Genomic DNA, 12,343 nt, shown 5'->3' with positions numbered 1-12,343 from the left:
GCGGTGGGCAGGCGCGGGGCCGGCACCGGGCTCAGGTGGGTCCAGACGTCGTCGCCGAGGGCCCGGGCGGGGCCGCCCTCCGCGGGGTCGGGGTGCCAGCGCGGTCCCTCGGACAGCGTGGCGACGTCCAGGCCGGCGACGGCGGCGCGGCCCGGGCCGAGCAGCAGGGGCGCGGTGTAGACCATGAGCTCGTCCACGAGGCCGGCGCGCAGCCACGCGCCGAGCACGCGGGGCCCGCCCTCGATGAGCACGTGCTCGGCACGGCGGCCGTGGGGCCAGGGCCCGGGATGGGCGGCGAGCGCGGCGAGGACGGCGTGCGGGTCGTGGTCCGGCACGTGCAGCAGGACCGGGTGAGCGCGCAGGGCGGCGCCGTCGGGCACGGGCCGGTGACCCTGGACGACGGGCACGGGCTGGTGCGCGAGTTCGGCGCCGGCGGCGTCACGGGCGGTGAGGCGAGGGTCGTCGGCCAGCACGGTCCCCGTGCCGACGACGATGGCGTCGACGCGGGAGCGCACCTCGTGGGCGTGGACGCGGGAGTCCGGGCCGGTGATCCACTGGCTCGTGCCGTCGGCGGCCGCGGCGTGGCCGTCGAGGGACTGGGCGAGGTGTCCGGTCACCCACGGGCGGCCCGCGTCGCGGACCTCGCGCCAGCGGGCGGTGAGCGCGAGGGCGGCCGCCTCGCCGGTGGGGCCGGTGACGTGCACCCCGTGCGCGGCGAGGCGGGCCGCGCCGCCGCCGTCGTGGCCGGTGGGGTCCGCGACGGCGTAGCGCAGTGCGCCGATCCCCGCGTCCAGGACGGCCTGCGAGCAGGGGCCGGTGCTGCCGGTGTGGTCACAGGGCTCGAGGGTGACGTGCAGCGTCAGGCCGGCGTGGTCGAGGGCAGCCAGGGCCGGATCCGCGGCGCGGGCGGCCCGCCAGCGGGTCAGGGCGTCGACCTCGGCGTGGGCGGTCCCCCGTCCGCGGTGGTGCCCGACGGCCAGGATGCGGCCGGCCGCGTCGGTCAGGACGGCCCCGACGAGGGGGTTGGCGCCGCGCACGCCGCGCAGCGCGGCGCCGACGGCGAGGTCCATGGGGTCGGCGGACGGGGTCTCGGCGGCGTTCATCGGGCGACGTCCCCCTCGGGGCCGTCCGGCAGCAGCGTCTCCACGGCGGGCTTGTCCCGGTCTGTGGCGCGCAGCCACACGAAGAAGCCGATCAGGGTGAAGGCGCCGTAGAAGGCGTACATCACGGCCGAGGCGTAGTAGCCGGTGCTCCACAGCAGGGGCACGCCGACGACGTCCACGGCCACCCAGATCAGCCAGAACTCCACCCAGCCGCGCGCCATGCCGTAGGTCGCCAGCAGCGATCCCACGAACGTCCAGGCGTCCGCCCACACCGGCTCCCACGAACCCAGCGCGCGGAACACGGGGGTGAGGGCGACGGTGCCGACCGCCATGGCCGTCACGAGGAACACGCGCCCGCGCCAGCCGGCCCACTCCGGGGTGATGGCGGGAGCGTCCTCGGCGTGGCCCCGGCGGGCCTGACGCCAGCGCGCCCAGCCGTAGACGGAGACGGCGATGAACATGACCTGTCGGCCGGCCTGGCCGAGCAGGGTGGCGTGATCGGCCCCCGTGAACAGGGAGGCGAGGAAGACCGTCAGGAGGATGAGGTTGCCGAGGATGCCCACGGGCCAGGCCCAGACCCTGCGCGCCATGCCGCCCAGGGCGGAGGCGAGGCCGAAGACGTTGCCCAGCACCTCGCGCATGAGCAGGCCGCCGCCGGCGACCGGGATGGTCCAGTTGAACGCGTCCACCAGCCAGTCCATGACCGTGACGCCACCTCCTCGGATCGGGACTCCGAGGGGTGCGCTCCGCAGCCCTCCCGCGCAGGGCGCGGAACGGCTCCGCCGCGTGCCTCTCCCATCCCGACTGTACGGTCGGCACCGGAATTCCACCGGTCAGGCCGCTCGGCACCGCCTCGGATGAGGACGGGCCGCGCGGTTAGCGGGCTGTCACCGCCGGTGCGGACTTCCACCGCATCTCGGAGCACGTTGCTGTCCAGCAGTATCGCACGCCCGGCCGGCCGGGAGCGCCGGACGTCGCCGGGCGACGTCCGGCGCGGCGGGCGGGCGACCGCGTCGCAGGGCTCAGTGGCAGGCGCGGGCGGCGGCGGTGCGCAGGCCGACGAGCGCGGCGTCGGGGTCCTCGGCGCCGAACACCGCGGAGCCGGCCACGAACACGTCCGCCCCGGCCTCGGCCGCACGCTCGATGGTCTCCCGATTCACGCCGCCGTCGACCTGGAGGGCCAACGGGGCGGGCCCGCCGTCGAGGGCGCGGCGGGCCCGGCTGATCTTCGGCAGCACGACGTCGAGGAACGCCTGCCCCCCGAAGCCGGGCTCCACGGTCATCAGCAGGAGCATGTCCAGCTCCGGGAGCATGTCCAGGTAGGGCTCGACCGCGGTCGCCGGCCGCAGCGCCATGCCGGCCTTCGCTCCGGCCGCGCGCAGCTCCCGGGCCAGCCGGACGGGCGCCGCCGAGGCCTCGGCGTGGAAGGTCACGGACTCGGCCCCCGCCTCCGCGTAGCCGGGCGCCCAGCGGTCGGCATCCTCGATCATCAGGTGGATGTCCAGCGGCAGGTCCGTGGCGCGTCGGATCGCCTCGACCACGGGCAGGCCGAGGGTGAGGTTCGGGACGAAGTGGTTGTCCATGACGTCCACGTGCACCGCGTCCGCACTGGGGATGCGGGCCAGCTCGTCGGCGAGGCGGGCGAAGTCCGCAGACAGGATCGAGGGGTGCAGGCGCGGGGCGCGGGCGGTCATGGTCGGGTCCTCTCGGTCAGGCGCCGGGGGCGCGCAGCAGGGCCAGGAACATGGCGTCGGTGCCGTGCCGGTGCGGCCAGAGCTGAGCCGTGCAGGCGACCACGTCTCCCGGCTCCGGCGCGCCGGCGGGTTCTGCCTCGTCCAGGCGCAGGTCGTCGAGCGCGACGGCGTCGAGGGCGGTGCGGGCGTCGAGCAGCTCCAGCTCGGGGTGGCGGCGCACGAGGTCCTGGACCTGGACGACGGTCTCCGCGACGTGCGGGGAGCAGGTGACATAGGCGAGCACCCCGCCGGGGGCCAGGACGGCGACCGCCGCGTCGAGCAGCTCGGCCTGCAGACCGGTGAGCTCGGCGAGGTCGGCCGGGGTGCGGCGCCAGCGCGACTCGGGTCGGCGGCGCAGCGCACCGAGGCCGGTGCAGGGGGCGTCCACGAGGACGCGGTCGAACGCCGGGGCCGCCTCGGGGGCGTCGGCGATCGTGCGGCCGTCCCCGGCCCGGACGGTCCAGGCGTCGGCGGGCACGGCGGCGAGTGCCTGCCGGACGAGGTCGGCGCGGTGCGGGGCGACCTCGTTGGCCACGAGCGTCGCCCCCCGCTCGGCGGCGAGGGCGGCCAGCAGGGCCGCCTTGCCGCCAGGGCCGGCGCACAGGTCGAGCCAGCGCTCGGCCCGCCCCTCGGCCGCGGGGACGGGTGCCTGGGCCAGGGCACGGGCGGTGAGCTGGGAGCCGGCGTCCTGGACGCGGAGCACGCCCTCGCGCACCCCGGGCAGACGGCCGGCGTCGCCGCCGGAGTGCAGGGCGGAGTCCGGGGCCAGCGGCCCGGGTTCGGCGCCGTCGTCGAGGGCCGCGGCGAGCGCCTCGGCCCCACCGGCCACGGGCAGGGCGACGAGGTTGACCACGGGCGGGGCGTTGTCCGCCTCGAGCAGGGCGGCCAGCTCGGCGTCGCGGTCGGCGATGTGGCGGGTGCCGCGGTGGGCGGCCAGGGCCTGGCGCAGCGCGCGGACGATCCACACCGGGTGCGAGGCACGGACGGCCAGGGCGGCGTCGCCGCCGTCGGCAGGGGCGACGTCGGCCAGCCACTCCTCGAGGGGGCGTTCGGCGACCCGACGCAGCACCGCGTTCACAAACCCGGAGGCGCCGGCCCCGATCTCGGCGCGCACGAGGGAGACGGTGGCGTCGAGGGCGGCGTGGGCGGGCACGCGCATGCCCAGCAGCTGGTGGGCGCCGAGCCGCAGGGCGTCGAGCACGGGTGGGTCGATCTTCTCGAGCGGGCGGTCCACGCAGCGGGTCAGGATCGCGTCGTACAGGCCGAGCCCGCGCAGGGTGCCGTAGGCGAGTTCGGTGGCGAAGCCGGCGTCGCGCCGGTCGAGGCGGGCCTGGCGGATGCGCGCCGGGAGGACCAGGTTCGCGTACGCGTCCTCGGCGTGGACGGAGCGGACCACCCCGAACGCGACGCGGCGCGCCGGGTCGGCGGTGCGGGAGCGCTGCGACGGCGCCTGCGCCGAGTACTTCCGCCCGGCGCCGGAGCGACCCCGGTTGCGGGTGCGCCCCTGCGCATCCCGGCGGTCCTGGGGGTCTGGCCGGGGTGCGCGGCCGCGTTCTCCGCGGGCCCCTCGCTCGCCCCGGCCCTGTCCTGGCTGTCTCTCGCGGCTCATGCGCGCGCCTCCTCGTCCTGTGCCGTGGCGTTCCGCGCGGCCTCGCGTGCCGCGGCCCGGGCGGCGGCCTCCCGGTGGGCCTGTTCTTCGTGGTGGGCGAGCGCCTCCCCGGCCAGCAGTGCGGCCCCGGCGGCGGCGCCGCGCGCCCAGTCGGCGGCCGGCATCAGCTTCCTGCCCGCCGGCTGGACGCGGGAGAGCCGGACGGCCCCGCCGGCGGTGCGCAGCCAGGCGGCCTTCGCGGCCACCAGGATCTGCCCGGGAGCCGCGGCATCGAGGGCGGCGGGCCAGCCGTCGTCGCCGGCGCTGACCGGGGCGACGCCGTCGAGCTTGAAACGGGCCGGGGCGGCGCCGTCGTCCGCGGTCAGCCAGCCCCAGGCGCCGGGCTCGGGGGTGACGCCGTTGATCCGGGCGGCCACCTCGGCGGCCGGGCGGGCGGGGTCCACCAGGCCGTCTGCGGCCGTGAGCTTCGGCGCGTGGGAGGGTTCGCCGCGCTGTGGCGTGGCCGTCGCGGTGCCGGCCGCCAGGCGGTCGAGCACGTCGATCACGAGCGGGCCGCCGCGCTCGGCGAGGTCGGTGAGCACGGCCCCGGCGGTCTCGTCGGCCGCGACGGGGCGGGTGAGCCGGGCGAAGACGGGGCCGGTGTCCAGGCCCTCTTCGAGCTGGAACACGTCGGCGGCGATCTCGGTCTCTCCGGCCATCACGGCGCGCTGGACGGGGGCGGCGCCGCGGTAGGCCGGCAGCGCGGAGAAGTGCAGGTTGAGCCAGCCGTGGCGCGGGATCTGCAGGGCCTCGGCGGGCACGAGCGCCCCGTAGGCGACGACGACGGCCACGTCCGCCTCGAGCGCGCGGATCGCCTGGCGGACATTGGCACCCTCGGGTCCGCGGAGTCGGTCGGCCTTGAGCACGGGCAGGCCGGCCTCCTCGGCCACGACCGCGACCGGCGACGGGGTCAGCACCCGCCGGCGCCCGACCGGGGCGTCCGGCCGGGTGAGCACGCCGACGACCTCGTGGGGCGAGTCGAGCAGGGCGCGCAGCACGGGCACGGCGGTCTCGGGCGTGCCGGCGTAGAGCACGCGCAGGGGCGTCGGAGCGGTCATCGGGCGGCTCCTGTTCCGGCGGCGGGGGCGCCGAAAGCCGAGCTGACGGCGGCGGCGCGCGCGGCCCCGATGCGGCGAGCGGCGCGGTCCACCTCGCCGGCGCGCATGCGGCGGCGGGCCTCACGGCGTTCCTCGCCGTCGAGGCGGTCGACGTAGAGGATCCCGTCGAGGTGGTCGGTCTCGTGCTGCAGGCAGCGGGCGAGCAGGCCGGTCCCCCGGTGCTCCACCGGGTTCCCGTCGACGTCGGTGCCGCGGACGACGGCCTCGGCGGCGCGCACCGGGTGGTATCGCAGCCCCGGCACGGACAGACACCCCTCGCCCGGCTCCCGCAGCGCCTGCCCGGCGGTCTCGAGCACGGGATTGACCACGTGCCCGGCGACGCCGGCGACGTCGAACACGAAGACCCGCAGACCCACGCCCACCTGGGGCGCGGCCAGGCCCACGCCCCCGACGGCGTGCATCGTCTCGATCATGTCCGCCACGAGGGCGCGCACATCCGCGCCCGGGGGCACGGGCGACGCGGCGGTGCGCAGGACGGGGTCGGGGACGGTGCGGACGGGCAGGACGGTCACGCCGTCACCCTATCGCCGCCCTCGGCGGCGGACGCCGGGCGCGACGACGACCCGTCGGGCGCCACGTCCGGGGCGGCATGGGAGCCGCCGCCGAACGCCGCGGTACGCACGGCCTGCAGACCGGTGGCCGCCGACGCCGGGACCGACGGCGGAGGCGGGCCGATGACGCGGAGCGCGGGGCCGGCGTCGTCCACGGCCTGCGCGTGCTTCCAGACCTGGCGCAGGGCCCAGAACTTGTGCCAGTGGCGGGGCAGCACACCGGGGTTGGCCTGGTGCACGGCGACCTCGGTCTCCCCCAGGGCGACGCCGAGCAGCATCTCGGCCTGGCCGTGCCGCCACTCTTCCCAGGTGCCGGCCTCGGGGTCCACCAGGGACTCCTCCGCCTTCAGGCCGGCGGTCAGCTGCATGACCACCTTGGGATCGAGCGCCTTGACCCGTCCGTCCCGCCCCGTGCCCTTCGTCTTGTAGTCGATCAGGCACAGCCGGCCGCCGATCCGGGCGACGAGGTCCAGCGTGCCCGCGTAGCCCACCGTGTGGTTCCAGACGGTGATCTCGGCCGCGATCGGCCGGACGTCGTAGAGGTCCCACCACTCGTCGAAGCGGTCCGCGTAGGCGCCCTCGCCGTGCTCGATCAGCCGGGCCCGGGCCTCCGCCATGGTGTGGGGGCGGCCGAGGGCGCGCTGGGCCACCTGCTCGGCGTAGTCGTGCACGCGGTCCCCGCGCTCGGCCGCGGCGTCCCGGTAGCGGGCGGCGGCGTCGGCGGACTGCCGGGCCACCTGCTTCAGGCGCGCGGCGGAGCCCACGGATTCCGCCAGGCGCGGATCCTGGGTCACGGACTGGGCCGCCATCCACCCGACCCAGCCGTCCAGGTCCGTCTTCTCCATGCCGATCACGGTGGTGATGGACGGGACCTCGGGCAGGCCCGAGAGGGAGCGCGCGTACATGCGCCCGTGGGGGGTCTGATGCGCGAGGCGTGGCTGGGTCATGGTCAGCCATTCTGGCAGGGTCCCCGGACCCCCGACGGGGTGGCCCGACACGCCAGCGGACGCCGATTTTGCATCCGGGCGGAGATGGCCTAGAGTTCTTTCTCGTTGGAAAACGCAGGTGAGCGGCTCGGAGGAGCGGATCCCGGCGGCACCGACACGCGGATGTAGCTCAGTTGGCTAGAGCGCCACCTTGCCAAGGTGGAGGTCGCGAGTTCGAATCTCGTCATCCGCTCGCTCAACCTTCACCCCTGGTCGGGTGGCCGAGAGGCGAGGCAGCGGCCTGCAAAGCCGTATACGCGGGTTCGAATCCCGTCCCGACCTCGCAGGCTTCTCCGACCGGGAGTGGCGGCATGTTCACCACCTCCTCGGAGGTGGACGAGCGCGATTGGCGCAGCGGTAGCGCGCTTCCCTGACACGGAAGAGGTCACTGGTTCGAACCCAGTATCGCGCACGGAGACGATCCGTGACGATCGACTCAGGCGGATGTAGCTCAGTTGGCTAGAGCGCCACCTTGCCAAGGTGGAGGTCGCGAGTTCGAATCTCGTCATCCGCTCCACACACGAAGGGCCCCTCCTGGCGGAGGGGCCCTTCGTCGTTCCGGGGCGTGCGGTCGGCCTCGTGCTCGGAGCACGGACGCCGACCGTCGGACGGGATCAGAGCCGCGGGCCGTCCACCCGCCAGTAGCCGCTGAACATGATCGCGCGCTTCGGTGCGATGCCGCGGCGGACGATCACCCGCCGCGCCGCCGTCGCGAGCGACTGCTCGCCGCACGCCCACACGTGGTCGCGGGGCGCGGCGGGGAGGTCCTCGAGGTGCGGCGTGAGCAGGGCGCCCGGCACGGCGTCTCCGCGGTGCAGGACCGTGAGCGTGGCGCCCTCCGGGACCTCGAGGGCGGGGACGTGGTCACGGCCGGGCACCTCCAGGACGACGTCCATCCGGCCCCCGCGCGGCGTGCGACGCTGCGCGGCGAGGGCGGCGGCGATGCTCGGGACTGCGGTCTCGTCCCCCACCACGAGGTGCGACTCCCCCGCCGCCGGCAGACGATAGGCGCCCGTCCCGGTGCGGAAGCCGGCGACGTCGCCCGGACGTGCGGTGCGCGCCCACGTGCCGGCGGGGCCCGCATGGTCGTGCACGACGACGTCGACGTCGATCTCACCGACGGAGGGCCGGTGCTCGGCGACCGTGTACCACCGCAGATCCGGCCGCACGTCCTCGGGGATCCGCCCGACCGCTCGCCGCGCATTGAGCGCCGCGGGATCGGGCATCACGAGCGCCCGCCCCGGGGGCGGGGTGAGCAGCCCGAAGTACTCGTCGCAGCCCTGCGGGGTGAACGTGCGGAACTCCTCCGCGGCGAACGTGAGACGACGCAGCCGGGGGGCGAGCAGCCACGTGGCGCGGACCGTCATGGTCCACTGCGGATACTCGTCGCGGTCAACGGGCATCGCCTGGCCGAGGGCCGCGAGCCCGCGGTAGGCCTTCATCTGCAGGGCCTCGACACGCGAGGGACGGGCGGCAGGCGGGGGGAGGACGGAGGAGCTCGTCATCCGGTCAGCATAGGTGAGCCTCACCTTTGCTGGAGTCCTCCCTTTGAATACGTCACGTCATTGTTGCGTATTTGCTTTCTTAGGTAAGGCTTCCCTACTGTGCGGGACGTCCGTGGCGCACGCCGCCCGGAGCCGACGACCCCCTCACGGAAGGCCCTCCCATGCTCCCTCGCCTGTTCGGACTCGGCGATCCCGCCGCCTACCTCGACGCCACCGGCAGGGCGGCCCGGGTGGCCGTCGACACCGCCTACGACCGCGCGGGGGTCCACCCGGACACCCCGTCGACGCACCTGGCCGACGCCGTCGGCGCCGTCGACTTCTCGCAGCCGACGGGCAGCCTCGACGACGCCCTCGCCGAGGTCGCGGAGCTCTACGCCCACCAGACCACCGCCTACCACCACCCGCGCTATGCCGCTCACCTCAACTGCCCGGTCCTGCTCTCCAGCACCGCAGCGGACACCGTGCTCGGGGCGCTCAACACGGCGGTCGAGTCCTGGGACCAGGCCCGCTCCGCGGCGCTCATGGAGCAGCGGCTCCTGGCCGAGGTCGGACGCTGGTGCGGGTTCGCCGCGGGCGACGGCGTCTTCACCTCCGGAGGGTCGGCCTCCAACCTGCAGGCCATGACGCTGGCCCGCGGCCGCGCCGTGCAGCGCCTCACCGGCCACGCCGGGCTCGCCGACCTGCCCGCCGAGGTGCTCGGCTCGCTGCGCGTCTTCGTCAGCGCCGCCACGCACTACAGCATCGCCAAGGCAGCCGGCCTGCTCGGGCTGGGTCGCCACGCCGTGGTCGTCGTCCCCACCGACGCCGCCGGGCGTCTGGACCCCGGGGCCCTGGCCGAGGCGGTCGAACGTGAGGTGGCCGCCGGTGCCGTGCCGATGGCCGTCGTCGCGACGCTGGGGACCACCGACCGCGGCGCCATCGACCCGCTGCCGGCCATCGCCGACGTCGCCGAACGCCACGGGATGTGGGTCCATGCGGACGCGGCCGTGGGCGGGATCCTCGCCGCGAGCGCGGCGACGCGCCACGAGCTGCCGGGGCTGCACCGTGCGGACTCGGTGACGATGGACTTCCACAAGACGTTCTACGTGGGGCTGGCCTGCAGCGCGCTGGTGGTGCGGGACGCCGAGAGCCTGCGCCATGTGACGGTGCATGCGGACTACCTGAACCCGGAGGACAGCGTCCATCCGAACCTGGCGGATCGGTCCTTGCAGACGAGCCGCCGGTTCGACTCGCTCAAGCTGTGGCTGACGCTGCGTGAGCATGGGGCCGAGGCGGTGGTGTCCCTGTTCGCGGGGGCGCGCGAACGCACGCGGCAGGCGTGCGGGATCCTGCGGGCCCGGCCGACGTTCGCGGTGCTGGAGGATCCGACGCTGGTGACAGTGCTGTTCCGGGTGCGGGCCGAGGGACTGTCGGAGGAGGAGTGCACGGCGGTGCAGGCGGCGACGCACCGGGAGCTCGTGGCCGGCGGGCGCGCGCTGATCGCGACGACGGTGGTGGACGGGGTGCCCCATCTGAAGTTCACGATCCTGAACCCCGCGGTCACCTCGGGCGAGCTGGAGGAGCTGGTCGACGTCGTGGAGGAGGCGGCGCTGCGGCACGTCGACGCGGTGCGGGCGAGCCGTCATCGGTGGCGCGGGGTGGCGCGGACCCGTCCGCATGGCCCGTCGGTCGCCGTGTCCTGCACGCTCCCCGCTTCGGCGGGGCCACGTCCGTCCGCGGCGCGCGTGGACGAGCACGGAGAGCAGGTGTGCGCATGAGCCCGGCGTCCACGTCCCCCCGCCGCGTGCTCGCGATCGGGCTGGGCCCGTTCAACCTGAGCCTGGCCGCGCTGGCCCACCCGCTGCCCGACGTCGAGGTGGAGGTGGTGGAGAGCCGCGACGCGTTCGTGTGGCACCCGGGCATGATGCTGCCGGGCGCGCAGATCCAGGTGCCGTTCCTCGCGGACCTGGTGACGTTCGCGGACCCGACCTCCCCGTACTCGTTCCTGGCGTATCTCAAGGCGATGGGCCGGCTGCACCGCTTCTACATCCGGGGTTCCTGGTACCCGCTGCGGCGGGAGTTCTCGGACTACTGCGCGTGGGTGGCAGCCCAGCTGCCCGGCATCGCCTACGCGACCACGGTGACGGCGGTGCGGTGGGACGATCAGGCGGACGAGTTCGTGGTGGAGGCGGCCTCCGCGGCCGGGACCAGCACGCACCGGGCCGACCACGTGGTGGTGGGCACGGGCACGGTGCCGTCCCTGCCCGCGCCGCTCGCGCGCGTCGCGGAGGAGTCGGCCCGGGTCGGCGCGTCCCCCGTGGTGCACACGGGTGAGTACATGGGCCGTCGCGAGGACATCGCCGGGGCCGGGTCGGTCCTGGTGGTGGGCAGCGGCCAGTCGGCGGCGGAGTGCGCCCTGGACCTGCTGAACGCGGGCCACCCGGACCTCACGTGGGTCACGCGCTCACCCCGGTTCTTCGGCATGGAGGTCGGCCAGCTCACGCTCGAGCTGACCTCGCTGGACTATGAGCGGCACTTCGCCACTCTGCCCCGGGCGCGGCGGGATGAGATCAACGCATCCCACCGGTCCCTGTACAAGGGGATCAGCGAGTACACGATCGAGGACGTCTACCACGCGCTGTACGAGCGCCAGGTGGGTCCGCTGGACCCGGCCCGGCTGTGGCCGGGCACGTCGGTGACGGACGCCCGCCTGGTCGCGGGCCCGGGTGCGCCCCGGGTGGAGGTCACCCTGCGCGACGAGGAGACCGGGGTGACCGGGGGGCACGTGGTGGACCGTGTCGTCGCGGGCACGGGCTACCGCCACCCGGACCATCCGTTCCTGGAGCCGGTGCGGCACCTGCTGCGCGCGGAGGACGGTCGGACGACGGCGAACGCGGACCACGCGATCGACGTGAGCGGCCGCCGGATCTTCGTGCACAACACCGCCGAACAGCCCCTGGGTCTCACCGGCCCGGACCTGGGCATGGCGGCGGAGCACAGCGGCCGCATCCTCAGCACGATCGCCGGCCGCCAGGTCTACGCGCAGGCCGAGTCGATCGCGTTCCAGGACTTCGGTGCCGTCGCGGCGGGCGTCCGGTGAGCGCCGTGACGCCGCCGCAGACCACCGTGGACGGTGCGGCCGCGAGCGCGGCCCGTCGTGTGGAGCTCCGTCCCGTGGGCGCGCAGGACCATCCGCTGCTGCACCGGTGGGTGACGTCCCCGCACGCCGTGTACTGGGAGATGACGGAGGCGGGTCTGGCCGACGTCGTGGCCGAGTACGAGGCGATCGCCGCGCACCCGCACCACCACGCGCACGTGGGGCTCGTGGACGGGACCGCGACCTTCCTGGTGGAGGTCTACGACCCGGCCCACTCGGAGCTGGCCGGACGGTATGCGGGCGCGCCCGGCGACGTCGGCCTGCACGTGCTCGTCGCCCCGACGGACACCCCGGTGCCCGGGACCACGGACCTGGTGATGGCCGCGGTGGTGCGCTGGTGCCTGGCCCAGCCGGGGGCGCGGCGCGTCGTCGTCGAGCCGGACGAGCGCAACGCCGCCATCCGGGCGAAGAACCTGGCCGCCGGGTTCACGGAGCTCGGTCCCGTGGCGCTGGGATCCAAGACGGCGATGCTCTCGATCGCCACGCCCGAGTCCTTCACTGCCAGCCGGATCGGCGTCCTCGCCGCCGGGCTGGACCTCACCCTCCCCGAGCCCCCGCTCCTC

The 12,343-nt window shown here is 75.5% G+C and carries 11 protein-coding genes, 4 tRNA genes and 1 riboswitch; of the genes, 7 read left to right on the top strand and 8 right to left on the bottom strand.

Going from position 1 to position 12,343, the window contains the following annotated elements; translation table 11 throughout:
* The 7 genes from ribD to J1M40_RS02910 form a co-directional block, all read right to left on the bottom strand.
* On the bottom strand, positions 1-1,103 hold a 1,103-nt coding region (gene ribD, locus J1M40_RS02940), incomplete at its 3' end, for a bifunctional diaminohydroxyphosphoribosylaminopyrimidine deaminase/5-amino-6-(5-phosphoribosylamino)uracil reductase RibD (RefSeq protein WP_206450451.1).
* A complete protein-coding gene (pnuC, locus tag J1M40_RS02935; RefSeq protein ID WP_004167571.1) occupies positions 1,100-1,804 on the bottom strand; it encodes a nicotinamide riboside transporter PnuC in 705 nt (234 codons plus the stop codon). The genes pnuC and ribD, both read right to left, overlap by 4 nt.
* An 82-nt stretch (positions 1,805-1,886) precedes the next feature.
* Positions 1,887-2,031, bottom strand: a riboswitch (FMN riboswitch).
* Between the two features lie 94 nt (positions 2,032-2,125).
* Positions 2,126-2,797 (bottom strand): ribulose-phosphate 3-epimerase, encoded by a 672-nt coding sequence (gene rpe / locus J1M40_RS02930; protein WP_101965478.1) that lies wholly within the window; start codon positions 2,795-2,797, stop codon positions 2,126-2,128.
* Positions 2,798-2,813: 16 nt separating this feature from the next.
* Complete coding sequence (locus tag J1M40_RS02925; RefSeq protein ID WP_206450449.1) at positions 2,814-4,445, bottom strand: RsmB/NOP family class I SAM-dependent RNA methyltransferase; 1,632 nt, start codon at positions 4,443-4,445, stop codon at positions 2,814-2,816.
* Positions 4,442-5,524 (bottom strand): methionyl-tRNA formyltransferase, encoded by a 1,083-nt coding sequence (locus tag J1M40_RS02920; protein ID WP_241252026.1) that lies wholly within the window; start codon positions 5,522-5,524, stop codon positions 4,442-4,444. Before J1M40_RS02920 ends, J1M40_RS02925 begins: the two co-directional genes overlap by 4 nt.
* A 14-nt stretch (positions 5,525-5,538) precedes the next feature.
* A complete protein-coding gene (gene def / locus J1M40_RS02915; protein ID WP_095346693.1) occupies positions 5,539-6,114 on the bottom strand; it encodes a peptide deformylase in 576 nt (191 codons plus the stop codon).
* Entirely contained in the window at positions 6,111-7,100 is a 990-nt protein-coding gene (locus tag J1M40_RS02910) for a cytochrome (RefSeq protein WP_095346695.1), read from the bottom strand. The genes def and J1M40_RS02910 overlap by 4 nt, the downstream gene beginning before the upstream one ends.
* 158 nt (positions 7,101-7,258) lie before the next feature.
* Here J1M40_RS02910 and J1M40_RS02905 point away from each other — a divergent pair.
* The 4 genes from J1M40_RS02905 to J1M40_RS02890 all read left to right on the top strand — a co-directional run bounded on the left by J1M40_RS02905 (position 7,259) and on the right by J1M40_RS02890 (position 7,656).
* Positions 7,259-7,332: transfer RNA gene (locus J1M40_RS02905), tRNA-Gly, on the top strand.
* Positions 7,333-7,350: 18 nt separating this feature from the next.
* Positions 7,351-7,421 (top strand) — tRNA-Cys (locus tag J1M40_RS02900).
* A gap of 58 nt (positions 7,422-7,479) precedes the next feature.
* Positions 7,480-7,551 (top strand) — tRNA-Val (locus J1M40_RS02895).
* Positions 7,552-7,579: 28 nt separating this feature from the next.
* Positions 7,580-7,656 (top strand) — tRNA-Gly (locus tag J1M40_RS02890).
* Between the two features lie 97 nt (positions 7,657-7,753).
* Here J1M40_RS02890 and J1M40_RS02885 read toward each other — a convergent pair.
* A complete protein-coding gene (locus tag J1M40_RS02885) occupies positions 7,754-8,644 on the bottom strand; it encodes a siderophore-interacting protein (RefSeq protein ID WP_049147987.1) in 891 nt (296 codons plus the stop codon).
* A gap of 161 nt (positions 8,645-8,805) precedes the next feature.
* Between J1M40_RS02885 and J1M40_RS02880 the strand changes: the two genes are divergently transcribed.
* From J1M40_RS02880 to J1M40_RS02870, 3 genes are all read left to right on the top strand, one after another.
* Positions 8,806-10,401: a pyridoxal-dependent decarboxylase gene (locus J1M40_RS02880; RefSeq protein WP_049147986.1), complete on the top strand. Its 1,596-nt coding sequence runs from the start codon at positions 8,806-8,808 to the stop codon at positions 10,399-10,401.
* The gene (locus J1M40_RS02875) at positions 10,398-11,723 is read left to right on the top strand and encodes a lysine N(6)-hydroxylase/L-ornithine N(5)-oxygenase family protein (RefSeq protein ID WP_049147985.1); all 1,326 of its coding nucleotides are present in this window, start codon (positions 10,398-10,400) and stop codon (positions 11,721-11,723) included. Before J1M40_RS02880 ends, J1M40_RS02875 begins: the two co-directional genes overlap by 4 nt.
* Positions 11,724-11,728: 5 nt before the next feature.
* The coding region (locus tag J1M40_RS02870) for a GNAT family N-acetyltransferase (RefSeq protein WP_342345125.1) at positions 11,729-12,343 on the top strand (615 nt) is incomplete at its 3' end.

The sequence above is a fragment of the Micrococcus sp. KRD026 genome (genome assembly GCF_017168445.1).
GTDB classification, from domain to species: domain Bacteria; phylum Actinomycetota; class Actinomycetes; order Actinomycetales; family Micrococcaceae; genus Micrococcus; species Micrococcus luteus.
This window is presented reverse-complemented; position numbering and strand designations above follow the sequence as displayed.